Consider the following 16666-nt stretch of genomic DNA (forward strand, 5'->3'; position numbering starts at 1 on the left):
AATTCGGCGATGAATCAAGTGACCAGCACCAATCCCAAGGTCGACGCGATGCTGCAACGAACGACGAGCTGGGGCGACGAGTTCGCGCTACTGCGATCGATCGCGCTCAACTGCGGCCTGACGGAAGAATTGAAGTGGGGCCAGCCCTGCTACTCGTACGAGGGCAAGAACATCGTCCTCATTCATGGCTTCAAGGAGTACTGTGCCGTTTTGTTCTTCAAGGGCGCGTTGCTCAAGGATCCCAAGGGCATCCTGGTCATGCAGACGGAGAACGTGCAGTCCGCGCGTCAGGCCAGGTTCACCAGCCTTGCGCAGATCAAGCGGCAGCGCGCGGCCTTGAACGCCTACCTCCTGGAGGCAATCGAGGTGGAACGCGCGGGCCTGAAAGTCGCCTTCAGGGAGACGGCCGAATTTGCGTTGCCCGAAGAGTTCCAGGCCAGGCTGGCACAGCTACCCGCGCTCAGGAGTGCCTTCGAGGCATTGACACCCGGCCGCCAGCGCGCCTACCTGCTTCATTTTTCCGGCGCCAAGCAGTCGAAAACCCGAGCGTCAAGAGTGGAAAACTGCATACCGCTGATTCTCGATGGCATTGGACTCAACGACCGGTAAGCGACGCGCTCGCCACGAGCCTGTATTCCGATGTATTTTTCAGCGCAATCAAGCGTTACCGCCCTCAGGTTTTGTTTGTTTTTCTTGGAAAAAACAAAGCGTCCGGGTCGTCAAACATGTTCTCGTTCGTGTGGGGTGTGCCTGCAAACCGCTGCAGGAAGTAATCGCAAGGGAAATCGGCGTAGAACCTTGGATTGCCGGCATCAATGCCTGCGAGAAGGCGCGCGTTGAATTCCTTTTCACTGTAAACACAGCTGACAAGTAGTTGCTCGACGAAACCGGCGCTTTCCGCCGTTGGCTTGAGTAATTTGGGAAAGGCCAGCTCCGTCATGCCCAGTGCGCGAAGCAGCAGCGCAGTTTCCGAGCTCCAGCCTTCTTGTTGCGACCACTCAAAGTAAAGCTTCCGAATCACATCGAGAAGTGAGCGGCCCTTGGGAGTCGGCATGCAGAGTACGGAAGCACCGAGTGGCGCGATGAAGCCGGCTCCGGTCAACATGGCGATTACCTCCCGGATGGGACCGGTCGTGCCGTAGTTGATGCGTTCCTTGAGCTCTGAATGAGTGACAAGCCCGTGACTGGAAATGGCGTCAAGTATTGCAACCTTTAGTCCGATCGGTCCTCCGTGCCGGTGAAAGGTCGCGAAGTCACGCGCGGTCAGGCGCCCGAACACGATACCGAACAAGACATCGCTTTGGAGACGCGCGTCCAAATGGTCCGAAAGCCATGCGCGGTGACTCGCCTGGTCCGCATCAAAGTCCGCGGGAATTGGTATATGCCTCAGCCCGGCAAGCTTACGCGACAGTGTCGTGTCACGGCGATATGACTGAACGACTTCATCAAATCGCATGAGATTCCTTGCGCTGTGCCGCACCAGGTACAGCTTGAGAATGGCTTCATCATCATGAATGAGCGTGCGTAGATCCTTGTCGATACCTTCCGGGTGTGCCCACAGGACTTGCGCAACGAGTGGCCTCGACAGGTCCCTGTGCAAGAGACATCCGTAGTCGAACTTCTTGCGCTCTGCTTCTGCAATACCGAAAAGCGCGCTGCCAGCATGACGCGCAAGCGAATTGTGCAATTCAGATACGATGAACTCATGTTCCGGACTCGGCATCAGGGCTCTCCGGAGGTAGCGTTTTGAAATGGGTCAAGGACGGGCTGGTGTCCGCACTTGGCATATTGTTCTGAACAGCCACGCCACTGCCCTACACGTGCAACAACAAGTGCTCGCGTTCCCAGGGACTGATCACGGTCATGAATTCGAGGTGTTCCTGGTCCTTGATGGCCGCATACACATCGACGAAGCGCTCGCCCAGCACTTCGCGCAGCTTGTCCTCGGCGCGCAGCAGGTGCAGCGCTTGCGGCAAGCCCTGCGGCAACTCGAAGTCGAGCGCGTGCGCACTGCCGACCGTCATCGGGCTCGGTTCGACCTCTTCGATCATGCCAAGGTAGCCGCACGCCAGCGTGACGGCAAACGCCAGGTAAGGATTGGCATCGGCGCCGATTACCCGGTTTTCCACCTTGCGCTCCTGCGGCGTCGACTCCGGCACCCGGAAGCCGACCGTGCGGTTATCCAGCCCCCATTGCACATTGATCGGTGCGGTGGTGTGGCGCACGATGCGCCGGTAGGAATTGACGTAGGGCGCGGCGAGCGCCATCGCCGCCGGCATGTAGCGCTGCAGCCCGCCGATGTAGTGATAAAAGGCGGGCGACGGCGCCCCTTCCGGCGTGCTGAACAGATTCATGCCGGTGCGGCTATCGGTCACGCCCTGGTGCACGTGCATCGCCGAGCCCGGCTCGTCGGCCAGCGGCTTGGCCATGAAGGTGGCATACATATTGTGCTTGAGCGCCGCCTCGCGCAGGGTGCGCTTGAAGAAGAACACATTGTCGGCCATGGTCAAGGGCTCGCATGAGAGCAGGTCGATGCCGAACTGGCCGGCGCCGATCTCGTGGATCAGGGTGTCGACATCGAGCTGCATGCGATCGCAGAAATCGTAGATATCCTCGAACAGCGGATCGAATTCGTTCACGGCATCGATGCTATAGATCTGGCGGCTGGTTTCAGCCCGTCCGCTGCGGCCGATCGGCGAACGCAGCGGCAGGTCCGGGTCGTTGTTGCGGGCGGTCAGGTAGAACTCCAGCTCCGGCCCCACGCTGGGCGACCAGCCCTTGTCCGCGTACAGCTTGAGCACGCGCCGCAACACGCTGCGCGGGGCGAAATCGACCAGGCTGCCGTCGGAAAAGTAGCAGTCGTGGATGACCTGGGCGGTGGGGTCGAGCGCCCACGGCACCACGGTGATGGTGGACGGATCGGGCCGCAGCACCATGTCGCGGTCGGTTTGGGAAATGGCGCGGAAGTACGCCACGTCGCTGGTCGGATAATTACCGGTGACGGTCATGCCGAGCACGGCTTCGGGCATGCGCATGCCGCGTTCATCGGTAAATTTGGTACGCGGAAGGATCTTGCCGCGCGCAACGCCAGTCAGGTCCGGCACCAGGCACTCGATTTCGGTGACCTGCCGCTGATTGAGCCACAGGTCCATATCGCTATAAGTAAAGTTCTTGCGAACTGCCATTCCACATCTCCTTAAGCCATGAAGTCGAACAGCGACTTGGCGCCACCTCCCGGCAGGCCGGGCAAGGCGCTGTTGGCGCCGCCACCCTGGCTGATGTCGGTGTAACGCGCGACCAGGTTGGTCGCCTGCGCCGTCAGCGCGTTGGTCAGGGTGGTTTTCTGGCTCGCCAGGTTGGCGATGCCGCGGTCGATAGTGAGTTTTTCCTTGCTGATGCTACTGCCGGCGCCGAGCAATTGGCCGAGTTGCGCGTCAAGCTTGTCGGCAATGCCGTTGCCGCCATCGGTGAACAGCTTGCTGACCGCGCCAGGATCGGCCAGCACCGCCGCTTCGAGCGCCTTGGCGTCGACCTTGAGCGTGCCGTTTTTATCGAGCGTGATGCCGGCTTTTTCCAGCGCGGCGCTGTTGCTGCGCATCATGCTGGTCAATTGATCCTGCGCCTGGCGCAACGCCGGGTCGGATTTGAGGCCGCCCTGCTGCAGGGTTTGCAAGGTCGACGACACCTTGTTGAAGCCATCGATAAAGTTGCCGATGTTCTTGGTGATGGCGCCATTTTCCTGCGCCACGACCACTGTGGAGCTGCCCTTGCCGGTCAGCGCCAGCGCCGTGCCGCCGATCTGGCCGGTGATGACGTTGCTGGAACTGGTGATCCGCTTGCCGTCGATGTTGAGCACGGCGTCCTGGGCGGCACTGCCCGCAGTCAAGTTTTTGAGACCTGCCGGGTTGTATGCCAGCAGTTTTTCGACGGCCGCATCGCCGCCGGCGCTGATGCGCATGCTGCCGGCCGCGCCTTCCGGCCCGGTGAGCTTGAGCGCGTAGCCGGCGCTGCTTTTGACGATGGTGGCGTCGATGCCCGCCGCCTTGAAGGCGTCGGCCATGCCCTGCAGGGTATTGTTGCTGCTGTCAATCGTGATCGAACGAACGCTGCCGTTAGGCGTGAACGCGTTGCCGGACTCGCTGCCGAATTCGACCTTGATGGCGGTCGCGGCGGCGCTGCCGATCACCGTGTCTTTGTCTTTTTGCGGGCGCGCGAGCAAGGTTTGCGACTGCGCCAGCTGCTGCACGTCGATGGCGTAGCTGCCCACCTTGGCGCCAGTCATGGTCAGCGCGGTCAGTACGTTGGGGCTGGAGGACGTGGCGCCCGTCTGCAGGCCCGCGCCGGACAGCGACTGGGTGAGCGACTGGAAATTGGCCAGGGCGCTTTGCAGCTGGCCGAGGCCGGACAGGCGGGTCTGGTCGCGCGTGAGCTGGCCGGTCAGTTTCTGGATGCTGACGTTTTGCGCCAGCAAGGTCTTGCTGACGCGGCCGTACATCTCGGCGGAGCTGGCGTTGCCCGAATTGAGCCCGTTCAGGACATTGTTGGAAGTGATGGGCAGCGCCATGATGATGTACCTTTTTTTACGTTTAACGTAAAGGTAACACACTCGTCTCCGGCACCGCGTTCAAATTCTTGACGGGAACGTGAGGCAAATCAAGGGCGCTGGGAAAGAACCTTGTGCTGACTTCATACCGCCCTCCCCGCGCATCCGCCGGCTGCGCCAGCGGCAGGAACGATGGATCCGCGCAGGACGGTGTCAGCGCATGAACTTGGCCAGCTGCGTCATCCCCGACAAGCTCAGATTGAGGAAGTTGAACCCGACCTTGAAGTCGCCATGGCTGAGAATGCAGTACGAGGCCCGCGAACGGACCTCGATCGCGGTCACATTGCCGTCCACCACCAGGTCGAAGCGCAACAGCGCATTGGCCCCCACCTGGATCGGATCGGGCGACATGACGCACATCCCGCTCGAACTGATATCGACCGTGCGCACCGTGACCGGCGCGAAGCCGTCCACCACCACATGGGCTTTGACCTTCAATATTTTTCTTTGCGACTGTCTTTGTTCGTTAAACACGTTGTGCCCGTTGACATACCTGATATTTACATTATAGTGCCAAATGGCAACAGATGTTAACTAATCGAGCTCGCGCAGCTTGTTAAATGCCTCATCGATACGTTCTACGGCAACAATCGTCATGCCTTCGATTTTTTGCTTGGGCACATTCGCCTTGGGAATCATCGCAATCGAGAACCCCAGCTTGGCTGCTTCGCGCAAGCGCTCCTGGCCGCGCGGCGCCGGCCGGATTTCGCCCGCCAGCCCCACTTCGCCGAACACCACCAGTCCGCGCGGCAGCGGTTTGCTGCGCATCGACGAGTTAATCGCCAGCAGCACCGCCAGGTCGGCCGCCGGTTCGGTGATCTTGACCCCGCCCACCGCATTGATAAAGACATCCTGGTCGAACGCGGCGATGCCCGCGTGCCGGTGCAGCACCGCCAGCAGCATCGCCAGCCGGTTCTGTTCCAGCCCCACCGACAGGCGCCGCGCGTTGGGCAGGTGGCTGGTATCGACCAGCGCCTGGATTTCGACCAGCAAAGGGCGCGTACCTTCCTGCGTCACCATCACGCACGAACCCGGCACCTGGTTGTCGTGCTGCGACAAAAACAGCGCCGACGGGTTGGATACCCCTTTCAGCCCTTTTTCGGTCATGGCGAACACGCCCAGCTCGTTCACCGCCCCAAACCGGTTCTTGATGGCGCGCACCAGCCGGAAGCTCGACTGGGGATCGCCCTCGAAATACAGCACCGTATCGACAATGTGTTCCAGCACGCGCGGACCGGCCAGCGCGCCCTCTTTCGTCACGTGCCCGACCAGGATGATGGTCACGCCGGTCTGCTTGGCCACCCGCGTGAGCTGCGCGGCGCACTCGCGCACCTGCGCCACCGAACCTGGCGCCGAGGTGAGCGCGTCGGAATACACGGTCTGGATCGAATCGATCACCGCCACTTCAGGCTTCAGGTCGGCCAGCGTGCCGAGAATCTTCTCGAGTTGGATCTCGGCCTGCAGTTTAAGTTCCTTGCCATCGACACCGAGCCGGCGCGCGCGCAGGGCGATCTGGGCACCCGACTCCTCGCCGCTCACATATAGAGTACTCTTTATATGTGAAATATTGGCCAGCGCCTGCAGCAGCAGGGTCGATTTGCCGATGCCGGGGTCGCCGCCGATCAGCACCACCCCACCCGAGACCAGGCCGCCGCCCAGCACACGGTCGAATTCCTCGATCCCGGTGCCGAAACGCGGCACGTCGACCGCCTCGATGTCGGCCAGCGACAGCACCGGCGCGGTCTGCGCCAGGCTTTTGTGCTGGGTTTGCGACAGGCGGTTCACGCCGGGCGTGTCGACCACGGTCTCGACCATCGTGTTCCACTGATGGCAGGCGCTGCACTGCCCCGTCCATTTGCTGCTGATCCCGCCGCAGTCGCTGCAGGTGTATTGCGTTTTAGCTTTAGCCATTGAAATCCAGATTGCCTTCCACGACGCGCACGCGGGGCGCCAGCGCGCACATTAATTCATAGCCGATGGTGCCGGCGGCGTTGGCCACGGTATCGATCGGCAGCCCGGCGCCCCACAAGACGACCTTGCTGCCGACGCCGGCGTGCGGCACATGGGTCAGGTCGACCGCCATCATGTCCATCGACACCCGGCCCACCAGCTTGGTGAGGACGCCATCGACCATGACCGGCGTGCCGTGCGGGGCATGGCGCGGGTAGCCGTCGGCGTAGCCGCAGGCAACCATGCCGACCGTCATCGGCCATTCGGCCTGGAAGCCGCTGCCGTAGCCGACCGAGTCGCCCGCGACCAGGTCTTGCACGCCGATGATTTCGCTGGCCAGGGTCATGGTCGGATGCAGGTCGAATGCGGCCGCGCTGCGCCCGCCTGGCGTGCCGCCGTACAGCATGATGCCGGGACGCACCCAGTCGTTCGACAATTCGGCCGACAGGGACGCCTGGTGCAGCACGCCGCCCGAGTTCGACAGGCTGCGCTGGCCCGGCAAGCCGTCCGCGCCCAGGCAGAAGCGGCGCACCTGTTCGAGCACGGTCAGGCGCGGGTGTTCGAGCTCGTCGGCATTGGCGAAGTGGGTCATCAGGGTGATCTCGCGCACTTGCGCAATGGCGCGCAGGCGCGCATGGGCGGCGGCAAAGGCTTCCGGCCGAAAACCGAGCCGGTTCATGCCGGTATTCATCTTCAGATGCACATCGATCGGGCCGCTCAGCGTGGCTTGTTCCAGCATGACAATCTGTTCGACCGTATGCACGGCGCTGTTGAGCTGGTGGCGCACCAGCAAGTCGACATCGCTGGCATCGAAAATCCCCTCCAGCAAGAGGATCGGGCGCGTCCAGCCCAGTTCACGCAGGCGCACCGCGTTCTCGGTTTCGATCAGGGCCAGGCCGTCGGCGTGGGCGAAGCCGCGCATGCCGCGCTCGAGCCCATGGCCGTAGGCGTTGGCCTTGACGACCGCCCAGACTTTGGCGTGCGGTGCGCAGTCGCGCGCCCGCATCAGGTTATGCTGCATGGAATCAAGGTGAATCGTGGCGATAAGCGGGCGCGGCATGGTGCGAAATGGAGTGATTGGCAAGCTGCTATTTTACCGGACGCAGCCCGTCACGACATGCCGATTTCTTTGGCTTCCCAGCCATTCATGGTATAAAGCAACCCACACTAGCTTTTAGACTTCTCGAATGAATCGTGGTTTTTACACCATCATGGCGGCGCAGTTTTTCTCGTCGCTGGCGGACAACGCCCTGCTCTTCGTGGCGATTGACCTGCTGATCTCCATGAACGCGCCAGCTTCCCTGACGCCTTTGCTGAAGCTGTCCTTCGTCCTTTTTTACGTGCTCCTTGCGCCATTTGTCGGCGCCTTCGCCGACTCCATGCCCAAGGGCAAGGTCATGTTCATCGCGAACCTGGTCAAGGTATTCGGCTGCGCGCTGATCTTCTTCCATGTCCATCCGCTGCTCGCTTACGCGGTGGTCGGCTTCGGCGCGGCAGTCTATTCGCCGGCCAAATACGGCATCCTGACTGAATTGTTGCCCCCAGAGAAACTCGTCGAGGCGAATGGCTGGATCGAGGGCCTGACCGTCATGTCGATCATCCTCGGCACCGTCATGGGCGGCGCGCTGGTCAGCGCCAAGGCCTCGGCCTTCATGCTCGGCTTCGATGTGCCGCTGATCGAGACCGGCATCACCACCACCACCGAAGCGGCGCTGTGCGTGGTGGTGGCCGTGTATATCCTGGCCACCCTGTTCAACCTGCGCATTCCCGATACCCTTGCCAAATATGCCCACCAGGAGCGCAACCCGGCCAGGCTCATCGCCGACTTCGCCAACTGCTCGTCGCTGCTGTGGAAAGACAAGCTGGGCCAGATTTCATTGGCCGTGACGACCCTGTTCTGGGGCGCCGGCGCGACCTTGCAGTTCATCGTGCTCAAGTGGGCCGAGAAATCGCTGCACATGCCGCTCGACAAAGCGACCACCCTGATCGGCATCGTCGCGCTCGGCGTGGCCGTGGGCGCCGCCGCATCGGCCAAGATGATTCCGCTGAAAAAGTCGCTGACCGTGATCCCGCTCGGCATCGCCATGGGCATCGTCGTGATGTGCATGACCATGGTCCATTCGGTCATGCTCGCCTACCCGCTGCTGTTGCTGATCGGCGTGCTGTCGGGCTTCTTCGTGGTGCCGATGAACGCGCTGCTGCAACACCGCGGCCACGTGCTGATGAGCGCCGGCCACTCGATCGCCGTGCAGAATTTCAATGAAAACCTGTCGATCCTGACCATGCTGGCCATCTACGCCATGCTGATCACGCTCAATGTGGACTTGAACTTCGTGATCGTCGGCTTCGGCCTGTCGGTGGCCGGCATCATGTTCCTGATCATGAAAAAACATAAGATGAATCAGGCCGAGCACGATTCGCTCGCCCTGATCGGCGAGCACAAGCACTGATCAGGCAGGCTGCCTGATCATTTGCTGGCGGAAGGCGGCGCGCACGCGCCAGTCGTTGGGGACGATGAAACCGCGTCCCGTTTCCACCAGGCCGCCCGCGGCCGCGCGCACGCTGGCCACCAGCACCGGCATCGGCACCGTGCCGAACTTGTCCGCCAGGGTGGCCTGCAATTGTTCGCGGCTCAGCAAACCGGCATCGTCCAAAGATCGGAACGGCGCCAGCCATTGCAGGCGCGGCAAGATCACAAAGGCGTCCGGGGCCAGGGCGGCCACGTCGTCGAGCGGGCACCAGAAGCCGCGGCAGTGCTGGCCGGAGATGCCCTCCATCGCCTGCCCCGCGCCGCCCGGATAGAACAGCCATCCCTTCACCAGCGCCCGCGCCCGCGTCACGGGACGCGGCAGCACGGCCTGGGCCGCCGGATGGGTGCCCAGCGCCAGTTGCCTCTCAAAAATCTTGCGCATCTTGGCGCCCAGGCTGTCGGCCAGGTTGGGGCCGACAAAGGTGTCGAAGCGCGACGCCGCTTCCCCTTCGAGCAGATAGAATTTGGTGGCGAACTCGATGTGCTCCAGGCCGCCATCACCATGGTCGAGCAGGAAGTCGAATTCGCCGACGGTATCGTTGCGGCTGGCGCGCACTTGCAGGCCGTGCGCCACCAGCAAGCCATGTTCCTGGAAATAGAAGGCCATCAGCTTTTCGGCATACAGGCCCAGGCGCGTGTAATTGCGCGTACCGAGCGCCTCCAGCAGGGGCGCGGGGTTGCTGTCCAGGCGCAGCAGCCACTCGTCGACCGCCGCCGGCAGCGCGCCCAGGCTGGCGATCTTGCCTTCCCAGTGCGGGTCGGCCGGATCGAGCAGGTCGGGCGCGTGCAGCAGCCAGGCCAGCGCGCGCACGTGCGGCTGCGCCAGCTGTCCCCAGCGGCGCTCGAAGCCGGCCTGGTAGTTCTCAGCCGGGCCGGCCATCGTGCGCACGTGCCAGACACAGGTCGGCCCAGGCCAGCGCCTTGTCGGCGCCGCGCCGCAGCAGCTCGCCCGGATGCAGGGTGGCCACCAGCTTGACCCCGCCCACCTCGTGCACCTGCCCGCGCGAGCCGGCCAGCGTTTCCTGCAATGGCTTACCCTGCAAGGCGTTGGCGGCGATCTGGCCGAGCGTGAGCACCAGCGGCGCGCCGGACAGCGCCAGTTCGCGGTCCAGGTAGGGACGGCAGGCCAGCGCTTCCTCGGCGCTCGGGGCGCGGTCGCCGCCGTTGGCACTGGTGGGCCGGCATTTGATCAGGTTAGTTACATACACATTACTGTCGCGCGAGAGCTCGACCGCGGCCAGCATGTTGGCCAGCAGCTTGCCCGGCTCGCCCGACACCGGCTGGCGTTCCTTTTCGTCGGAGGCGGTCGAGGCGCCGGCGGCGACGAACCAGCGCGCCTGCTGCGCGCCGTTGCCGTAGACCGGTTTGCGCCCGCCCTTGCACAGGCCGCAGCGGGTGCAGTTGGCGATGGCGTTCCTGAGCTGGGCCCAGTCCATGGCGGCGATGTCCTCCTCGGTCGGCGGCGGGCCGGGCGGCTCCTCGCCCCAGGCCGAATCGGTGGCAGGACTCGCTGCCGGCGTGGCGGCGGGCGGCACGGCCCTGGCCACCACCGCAGGCGGCGCGGGCATGGTCACGGCGGTAGGCACGGCGGTAGGCACAGCGGTAGGCACGGCGGCAGGCATGGGAGCAGCCTCGGAAGCAGCTTCCTGCGCGGGTGCCGCCAGCGCGTCGGGCAGTGCCTCGTCCGGCTGGGCATTGCGCAGGGTCCACAGCGGGCCGATGCCCATTTCCTGCAAAAACGCGTTGTCGCGTGCGCTGGTACTCATAAGACGAACCTCATCACGATGGCATCCTCGCGCTTGCCGTCATGGGCGGGATAATAGCCGCGGCGGCGGCCGATTTCGGCGTAGCCATATTTTTCATAGACGGCCAGCGCGCGCAGGTTGGACGGACGCACTTCGAGCAGGATCGAGTCCATCGACAGGCCGCGCGCGCAGGCGGCGACCTTGTCGAGCAGGTAGCGTCCCAAGCCTTCTCCCTGGCGCCCGGCGGCCACGGCCACGTTGAGCAGATGCGCTTCGTCCACCACCGCCATCAGCAGATAGTAGCCGAGCAGTACGCCCTCGCGGTCGCGCAGCACCCACGCGTTGTAGCCGCTGCCGAGCGAGTCGGCGAAATTACCGCGCGTCCAGGGATGCGGGTAGACCTGCTTTTCGAGCTCGAACACATCGTCGATGTCGGCCATCACCATCGGCGCGTAGTGCAGGTAGTCGTCGTCGCGCACCGCACTCATGCGGCAGCCTTGGCGGCGTTGATCACGCTGCGTTCCGCGCTGGTGTAGGCGATCTTGTTGCGCAGGTACAGCGGCTGGGCTTCGGCCGCGCTGACTGCCGCGCCCGCAGCCAGCGCGCTGCGTCCGAGCAGCGCCATCTGCGCGGCGTGCGGCATGATCTCCGGATAGGCGTGCGCAAACGCGTGCGCGCCGAAAGCGTCCGGATAGGCCGCCAGTCCGTTGCCGCAGGCTGCCAGCGGACCGGCCACCGGCAGCGGCGCCACGGCGTCTGGCGCGCACAGCGTTGGCGCGGCCAGCACGTCCCAGCGCGCCGCGCCATCGTCGTAATGGTACTGGGCCCAGTAAACTTCGCCCATGCGGGCGTCGAGCACGGCCACGACATCGGGGGCGCCATGCAGCTGGCGGCAAGCCACGGCCATCGCTTCCAGCGTGATCAGGGGCAGCACCGGCAAGCCGGCGCCATAGGCCAGGCCCTGGGCGATGCCGCAGGCGGTGCGCACGCCGGTAAACGAACCGGGACCGGCGCCGAAGGCGATGGCGTTGCACTCCTTGAGCACGATGCCGGCTTCGGCCAGCAGTTCCTGCACCATCGGCAGGATCGATTGCGAGTGGGTGCGCACGCCGGACGATTCACGGAACAGGACGGTATCACCGCGCAGCAAGGCGCAGGACGCCATCTCGGAGGAGGTTTCAATAGCGAGAATAATAGACATGCAGTATTTTAACCTGACCGAGCCCCGCCGAGGCAACGCGCCAAGGCGGCGCGCCAAGGCGGCGCGCCAAGGCGATGCGCCAAGCAGGCCATCGCCGGGCGAGGTAGAATGCCGCTCATGCACAGCCACACACTCACCTCCGACAACCGCGACACCATCGCGCAAGCGCTGGGTGGCGACCGTTGGATCGTCGCCTGCCTGTGCGCCGCGTGGTGCGGCACCTGCGCGTCCTACCGCGCCGCCTTCGACGGCCTGGCCGCGCGCCACCCGGACAAGCATTTTGTCTGGATCGATATCGAAGACCAGGCCGAGGTGGTGGGCGACCTCGATGTCGACAACTTCCCTACCCTGCTGATCCAGCGCCATGACATGGTAACCTTCTTCGGCACCATGCTGCCCGATCCGGCCCTGGCCGAACGGCTGATCCAGGCCCAGGTGGCCCAGTCGGACGACGAGCTGGCCGCCCAGGCGCGCAGCAGCGACGAGCGCCGCCTGTGGCAGCAGCAATGCAACCTGCGCGCGCTGCTGCGGCGCACCTGATCCACAAAAGAACCGACATGCATTCGTTTGAGTCAAGTCAACAGCGCCGGAAGAGGGATAGTCGACCATAGTATAGCTTGGTTGACAACTTTTTTGAAAGCGCAGATGATGGACCACATGGAAGCCCGGATTGTCAAACTTGAGTCGGTGACAGAAAAAATTCTCGACCGTCTTGAGACCGTTGAGCGGGATGTTGCCGTCATCCGCGCCAATTACGCCACCAAGGCAGACCTGGCGGCGGTGCAAAGCTTGCTGCAAGGATCGATCGCGGCGTTGCAAAGCTCGACGCAAGGATCAATAGCGGCGGTGAAAGGCTCGACGCAAGAATCGATCGCGGCGGTGCAAGTATCGATAGCGGCGGTGCAAGGTTCGCTGCAAGAATCGATTGCGGCGGTGAAAGGCTCGACACAAGAATCGATAGCGGCGGTGCAGGTATCGATAGCGGCGGTGCAAGGCTCGCTGCAAGAATCGATCACGGCGTTGAAAGGCTCGACGCAAGAATCGATAGCGGCGGTGCATGCATCGATAGCGGCGGTGCAAGGCTCCCTGCAAGGATCGATAGGGGCGGTGCAAAGCTCGACGCAAGGATCGATAGCGGCGTTGCAAAGCTCTACGCAAGAATCGATAGCGGCGGTGCAAGTATCGATAGCGGTACTTGAGGCTACCATGCTCAAATGGTTCGTCCGGACTGGCATCGCGCTGGCAGGACTCTCCATCGCCCTGTCAGGCCTCGCCTTCGCCGCTGCGAAATATGTCAACTAGCCGGTCCGCCAGTCGAATCGCCTGCCGCATCCCCGCAAGCCGGGGATTTTTTACGCCCGCAGGGCGCATCCGGCCTCATCCACGCCCCGCCTCACATTGTACTTGCGCGAATATTGTCCTTAGAGCAGCATTTACTGGTATTCTGTCGACCTCGTGTAATTATTGAAACTCTTCCAAAACGACATCGGGAACGACGCCGGCCACAGCCCGCTGGCGCGCAACACCGTTGCCGGATTGGATCAATCCGCGCCCGAATGAATACTAAACGACTTCTCAGCCTGATCTTCCTCGCCGCCCTGGCCAGCCCCGCACTGGCAGCCGGCGCGCCCGCGGCCGCCAAGCCGGACGCCAAGGCCGACGCCGACTTCGACGCCTACTTCGACGCCCGCATGAAGGCGGCCCAGAAAGCCATGAGCGAGAAGCGCTACGCCAGCGTCAGGGAACAGGTGCTGGAGCTCGAAAAAGCCCTGAAACGGGTCGACCCGGATTACGGCGAGAAGTCGCAGTGGGCCTACGTGCTCGACTTCAAGCGCTTCGCCCTGTACGAAATGGGCGAGCAGGAAGCGGCGGTGGCCAGCTGCCGCCAGACCGTCAAGGTGCTCGCGCCCAACGACTGGCCCTACCTGGCCGAGTTCAACGTGGTGCGCGCCGCGCGCCGCGCCTGCCACAACATGCTGGCCTACGAACAAAGCGCGGTCGCCGCCACGGTCGCGCAGCACGAAGAAGCCATCGCCCAGATCGAACAGTGCTTCGATACCGTCTCGCCGATCGAAGACGCCGCGGTGCTCGACAATTTTTACGAAACGCGCGCCATGGTGTATCTCAAGGCCAACACTGTGACCAAAAACAAATACCAGCAGCAATTGTTCGATACGCTGGTACGCGCCGACGCACGCAAGCTGGCGCTCGATGAAGATCCGCAGTTCGCCAACATCATGAAGACACCCGCTTACCTGATTTTTAAGAAGGAATTCAAGAACGATCGCAAAAACGGTTCCAGGAAGACTACGGACAACCAAGAATCGACCTGAGCTTCATCCACCTGACTGCCCGCTGACACCATGCTCCTTTCCGCCCGCACCGCCATGATGAAAACCTCGATCGCCGCTGCCTGCCTGGCCTTGTCGCTGGCCGCCCACGGCGCGGCGCCCCAGCCGCCCGCCGACGACACCGTGCGCGCCCAGATCGACAGCCTGGGCGACAGCACCATCGCCGCCCTGGTCCTCGAGCAGCGCTGGACCGAGGTACTGCCGCTGGCGCGCGCCTGGACCCGCAGCAATCCGGGCTCGGCGCGCGCCTGGTACTACCTCGGCAAGGCCCTGCACCACCTCGACAAAACGACCGAGGCCGAAACCGCGCTCAAGCGCGCGCTGACCCTGGCCCCGGACGATGCCCAGACCCTCAACGAGCTGGGCATCATCGCCAACAGCCGCGACAGGCGCGAAGCGGCCATCGGCTACTACGAGCGCGCCCGCAAGGCCGACCCGACCCTGCCGGCCGTGGCCGAGAACCTGGGCGCGGTGCTGGCCGCGTCCGGCAAATACCAGCCGGCCCGCACCGCCCTGCTCGGTGCCATCGAACTCGATCCGTCCAGCAGCTTCGCCTGGCACACGCTCGGCACGGTGCACGAAAAACTCGGCCTGATGCCGGAAGCCGAGCAGGATTACCGCAAGGCGCTGGAACTGGCCCCGGCGCGCGACAACACCGCCGTCGCGCTGGCGTCGCTGCTCCATGCGCAAGGCAAGTACGCCTACGCGCTGCAGGTCTACCGCAACGCGGTGCGGCAGCGCGCCGACGACCCGGCCGTGTGGCACGGCATGAGCAATTCGATGGCCTCGATCGGACGCATCGACGACGCCGTCAACGCCAGCCGGCGCGCGATCCGGCTCGACCCGGCCTACGCCGCCGCCTGGCACGGGCTGGGCGTGCGCTATCTGCAAAAACGCAATTTCGCCAAGGCGCTGATCGCCCTGAACAAGTCGGTCGCCCTCGATCCGGGCTCGGTCAACGCCTGGACCAGCCTGGTGGTGCTGCACAGCCTGCGCCAGGACCAGCCGGCACGGCGCAAGGCGCTCGGCCGCCTGCGCAAGCTCGACCGCGCCGCGGCCGATAGCCTCAGCAAGTAAGCAAGTACCTCACTCTCATTCATCAGCAGACGCCCAACCCATGAACATCGCCCTCCGCCCCCTCCTCGCCAGCGTGGCTGTCGCCTTCTTTTTGTCCGGCTGCGCCAGCACGCCGGGCACGGACGCCGCCAAGGCCACGCCCCAGTACGGGGTGCTGGTCCAGAACGGCAAACTGACCGAAGAAGGCGAACTGCGGCGCGACCTGGGGCTCGAACACTCGACCGCCGGGCGCCACGCCGCCGCCTACGCCCAATGGCTGCCGCTGGCCGAGCAGGGCCACAGCGCATCGCAGTTCAACCTGGGCCTGATGCTGCGCGACGGCCTCGGCGTGCCGGCCGACGCCGCCAAGTCGCTCGAATGGACGCGCAAGGCGGCCGCCGCCAACTATCCCGACGCCTACCTCGCGCTGGGCGTGCGCCATGCCAACGGCACCGGCGTGACCAAGGACCCGGCCGAAGCGCTGCGCCTGTGGCGCCAGGGCGCCGCGCTGGGCGACGCCAACAGTGCGTTCTATGCCGGCCAGGCCCTGTTCTTCGGCCTCGACGTGCCGCGCGACGGGCCCGGCGGCCTCAAGCTGCTGCTGCTGGCGGCCCAGGCCGACACGCCGAGCGTGCGCGCCCAGTCGATCCTCGGCATGATCTACCTGACCGGCGAAGATGGCGTGGCGCGCGACTACGCCAAGGCGCGCCAGTGGCTCTCGCTGGCCGCGGCCGGCGAAGAAAGCCAGGCCCAGCACCACCTGGGCGTGATGTACCAGTTCGGCCGCGGCGGCCCGGCCGACGTGCGTAAAGCGGTGGCCTGGTACGAACGCGCCGCGCGCCAGGGCAATCCGGCCTCGCTCAACAACCTGGCCACCTTCTACAAGAACGGCAAGGTCTTGCCGAAAGACGTGAAAAAGGCGCGCGAGTATTTCGAGCGCGCCCACGAAGGCGGCAACCTGGACGGCACGGTGAACCTGGGCGACATGCTGTTCCTGGGCCGCGGCGCCGAGGCCGAGCGCGACAAGGCGGTAGCGCTGTACAAGCAGGCCGCCGAAGCGGCGCACCCACCGGGCCAGTGCCGCTATGCGCGCGCGCTGCGCCATGGCGAAGGCGTGGCCGCCAGCGCGGCCGACGCGGCGCTGTGGGCCGGCAAGGCCAAGGCCGCGAAACAGGCGTGCGACACCAGGCTGCCGCTTGCGACTTTCCTGAAATAATCTTCCGCGCATCC

At 64.1% G+C, this 16666-nt stretch carries 17 protein-coding genes; 7 read left to right on the forward strand and 10 right to left on the reverse strand.

Annotated features, from left to right (window positions below):
- The first annotated feature begins 9 nt into the window (after window positions 1–9).
- On the forward strand, window positions 10–609 hold the full coding sequence (locus tag RBA41_RS29005) for a YdeI/OmpD-associated family protein (RefSeq protein ID WP_306627843.1): 600 nt from the start codon (window positions 10–12) through the stop codon (window positions 607–609).
- Window positions 610–673: 64 nt separating this feature from the next.
- On the opposite strand, the gene RBA41_RS29010 is transcribed toward RBA41_RS29005, so the two are convergent.
- From RBA41_RS29010 to alr, 6 genes are all read right to left on the reverse strand, one after another.
- Window positions 674–1723 (reverse strand): hypothetical protein, encoded by a 1050-nt coding sequence (locus RBA41_RS29010; RefSeq protein WP_306627844.1) that lies wholly within the window; start codon window positions 1721–1723, stop codon window positions 674–676.
- A gap of 91 nt (window positions 1724–1814) precedes the next feature.
- Window positions 1815–3185, reverse strand: coding sequence for a glutamine synthetase family protein (locus RBA41_RS29015; protein WP_306627845.1), 1371 nt, complete (start codon window positions 3183–3185; stop codon window positions 1815–1817).
- Window positions 3186–3196: 11 nt separating this feature from the next.
- A complete protein-coding gene (gene fliD / locus RBA41_RS29020) occupies window positions 3197–4564 on the reverse strand; it encodes a flagellar filament capping protein FliD (protein ID WP_306627846.1) in 1368 nt (455 codons plus the stop codon).
- Between the two features lie 192 nt (window positions 4565–4756).
- Window positions 4757–5077, reverse strand: coding sequence for a PilZ domain-containing protein (locus RBA41_RS29025; RefSeq protein WP_306627847.1), 321 nt, complete (start codon window positions 5075–5077; stop codon window positions 4757–4759).
- A gap of 60 nt (window positions 5078–5137) precedes the next feature.
- A complete protein-coding gene (gene radA, locus RBA41_RS29030) occupies window positions 5138–6514 on the reverse strand; it encodes a DNA repair protein RadA (RefSeq protein ID WP_306627848.1) in 1377 nt (458 codons plus the stop codon).
- Window positions 6507–7613 (reverse strand): alanine racemase, encoded by a 1107-nt coding sequence (alr, locus tag RBA41_RS29035; protein WP_306627896.1) that lies wholly within the window; start codon window positions 7611–7613, stop codon window positions 6507–6509. The genes radA and alr overlap by 8 nt, the downstream gene beginning before the upstream one ends.
- Before the next feature lie 127 nt (window positions 7614–7740).
- Between alr and lplT the strand changes: the two genes are divergently transcribed.
- On the forward strand, window positions 7741–9003 hold the full coding sequence (gene lplT, locus RBA41_RS29040) for a lysophospholipid transporter LplT (RefSeq protein ID WP_306627849.1): 1263 nt from the start codon (window positions 7741–7743) through the stop codon (window positions 9001–9003).
- Here the strand turns inward: lplT and RBA41_RS29045 are convergent, their stop codons facing one another.
- Genes RBA41_RS29045 through tsaB form a run of 4 tightly spaced genes read right to left on the reverse strand, consistent with a single transcriptional unit; the run spans window position 9004 to window position 12029 of the window.
- Window positions 9004–9963, reverse strand: coding sequence for a DUF1853 family protein (locus tag RBA41_RS29045; RefSeq protein WP_306627850.1), 960 nt, complete (start codon window positions 9961–9963; stop codon window positions 9004–9006). It abuts the gene before it with no gap.
- Entirely contained in the window at window positions 9947–10849 is a 903-nt protein-coding gene (locus tag RBA41_RS29050) for a uracil-DNA glycosylase (RefSeq protein WP_306627851.1), read from the reverse strand. The genes RBA41_RS29045 and RBA41_RS29050 overlap by 17 nt, the downstream gene beginning before the upstream one ends.
- A complete protein-coding gene (rimI, locus tag RBA41_RS29055; protein ID WP_306627852.1) occupies window positions 10846–11316 on the reverse strand; it encodes a ribosomal protein S18-alanine N-acetyltransferase in 471 nt (156 codons plus the stop codon). Before rimI ends, RBA41_RS29050 begins: the two co-directional genes overlap by 4 nt.
- Complete coding sequence (tsaB, locus tag RBA41_RS29060; RefSeq protein WP_306627853.1) at window positions 11313–12029, reverse strand: tRNA (adenosine(37)-N6)-threonylcarbamoyltransferase complex dimerization subunit type 1 TsaB; 717 nt, start codon at window positions 12027–12029, stop codon at window positions 11313–11315. The genes rimI and tsaB overlap by 4 nt, the downstream gene beginning before the upstream one ends.
- Window positions 12030–12146: 117 nt before the next feature.
- Here tsaB and RBA41_RS29065 point away from each other — a divergent pair, with 117 nt between their 5' ends.
- From RBA41_RS29065 to RBA41_RS29085, 5 genes are all read left to right on the forward strand, one after another.
- Window positions 12147–12569 (forward strand): thioredoxin family protein, encoded by a 423-nt coding sequence (locus tag RBA41_RS29065; protein ID WP_306627854.1) that lies wholly within the window; start codon window positions 12147–12149, stop codon window positions 12567–12569.
- 93 nt (window positions 12570–12662) lie between these two features.
- A complete protein-coding gene (locus tag RBA41_RS29070) occupies window positions 12663–13331 on the forward strand; it encodes a hypothetical protein (RefSeq protein ID WP_306627855.1) in 669 nt (222 codons plus the stop codon).
- 254 nt (window positions 13332–13585) lie between these two features.
- Window positions 13586–14362, forward strand: a complete 777-nt coding sequence (locus RBA41_RS29075; protein ID WP_306627856.1) for a hypothetical protein — start codon at window positions 13586–13588, stop codon at window positions 14360–14362.
- Between the two features lie 30 nt (window positions 14363–14392).
- Window positions 14393–15457 (forward strand): tetratricopeptide repeat protein, encoded by a 1065-nt coding sequence (locus tag RBA41_RS29080; RefSeq protein WP_306627857.1) that lies wholly within the window; start codon window positions 14393–14395, stop codon window positions 15455–15457.
- A gap of 40 nt (window positions 15458–15497) precedes the next feature.
- Window positions 15498–16652, forward strand: a complete 1155-nt coding sequence (locus RBA41_RS29085; protein WP_306627858.1) for a tetratricopeptide repeat protein — start codon at window positions 15498–15500, stop codon at window positions 16650–16652.
- Window positions 16653–16666 lie beyond the last annotated feature (14 nt).

The sequence above is a fragment of the Massilia scottii genome (assembly GCF_030846495.1).
GTDB lineage: Bacteria > Pseudomonadota > Gammaproteobacteria > Burkholderiales > Burkholderiaceae_D > Telluria_A > Telluria_A violaceinigra.

Coding starts and splice junctions, on each gene's coding strand:
- radA (WP_306627848.1), bottom strand. CDS start 6,514: ATGGCTAAAGCTAAAACGCAATACACCTGCAGCGACTGCGGCGGGATC.
- RBA41_RS29010 (WP_306627844.1), bottom strand. CDS start 1,723: ATGCCGAGTCCGGAACATGAGTTCATCGTATCTGAATTGCACAATTCG.
- RBA41_RS29085 (WP_306627858.1), top strand. CDS start 15,498: ATGAACATCGCCCTCCGCCCCCTCCTCGCCAGCGTGGCTGTCGCCTTC.
- RBA41_RS29080 (WP_306627857.1), top strand. CDS start 14,393: ATGCTCCTTTCCGCCCGCACCGCCATGATGAAAACCTCGATCGCCGCT.
- alr (WP_306627896.1), bottom strand. CDS start 7,613: ATGCCGCGCCCGCTTATCGCCACGATTCACCTTGATTCCATGCAGCAT.
- RBA41_RS29050 (WP_306627851.1), bottom strand. CDS start 10,849: ATGAGTACCAGCGCACGCGACAACGCGTTTTTGCAGGAAATGGGCATC.
- RBA41_RS29065 (WP_306627854.1), top strand. CDS start 12,147: ATGCACAGCCACACACTCACCTCCGACAACCGCGACACCATCGCGCAA.
- fliD (WP_306627846.1), bottom strand. CDS start 4,564: ATGGCGCTGCCCATCACTTCCAACAATGTCCTGAACGGGCTCAATTCG.
- tsaB (WP_306627853.1), bottom strand. CDS start 12,029: ATGTCTATTATTCTCGCTATTGAAACCTCCTCCGAGATGGCGTCCTGC.
- rimI (WP_306627852.1), bottom strand. CDS start 11,316: ATGAGTGCGGTGCGCGACGACGACTACCTGCACTACGCGCCGATGGTG.
- RBA41_RS29075 (WP_306627856.1), top strand. CDS start 13,586: ATGAATACTAAACGACTTCTCAGCCTGATCTTCCTCGCCGCCCTGGCC.
- lplT (WP_306627849.1), top strand. CDS start 7,741: ATGAATCGTGGTTTTTACACCATCATGGCGGCGCAGTTTTTCTCGTCG.
- RBA41_RS29005 (WP_306627843.1), top strand. CDS start 10: ATGAATCAAGTGACCAGCACCAATCCCAAGGTCGACGCGATGCTGCAA.
- RBA41_RS29045 (WP_306627850.1), bottom strand. CDS start 9,963: ATGGCCGGCCCGGCTGAGAACTACCAGGCCGGCTTCGAGCGCCGCTGG.
- RBA41_RS29015 (WP_306627845.1), bottom strand. CDS start 3,185: ATGGCAGTTCGCAAGAACTTTACTTATAGCGATATGGACCTGTGGCTC.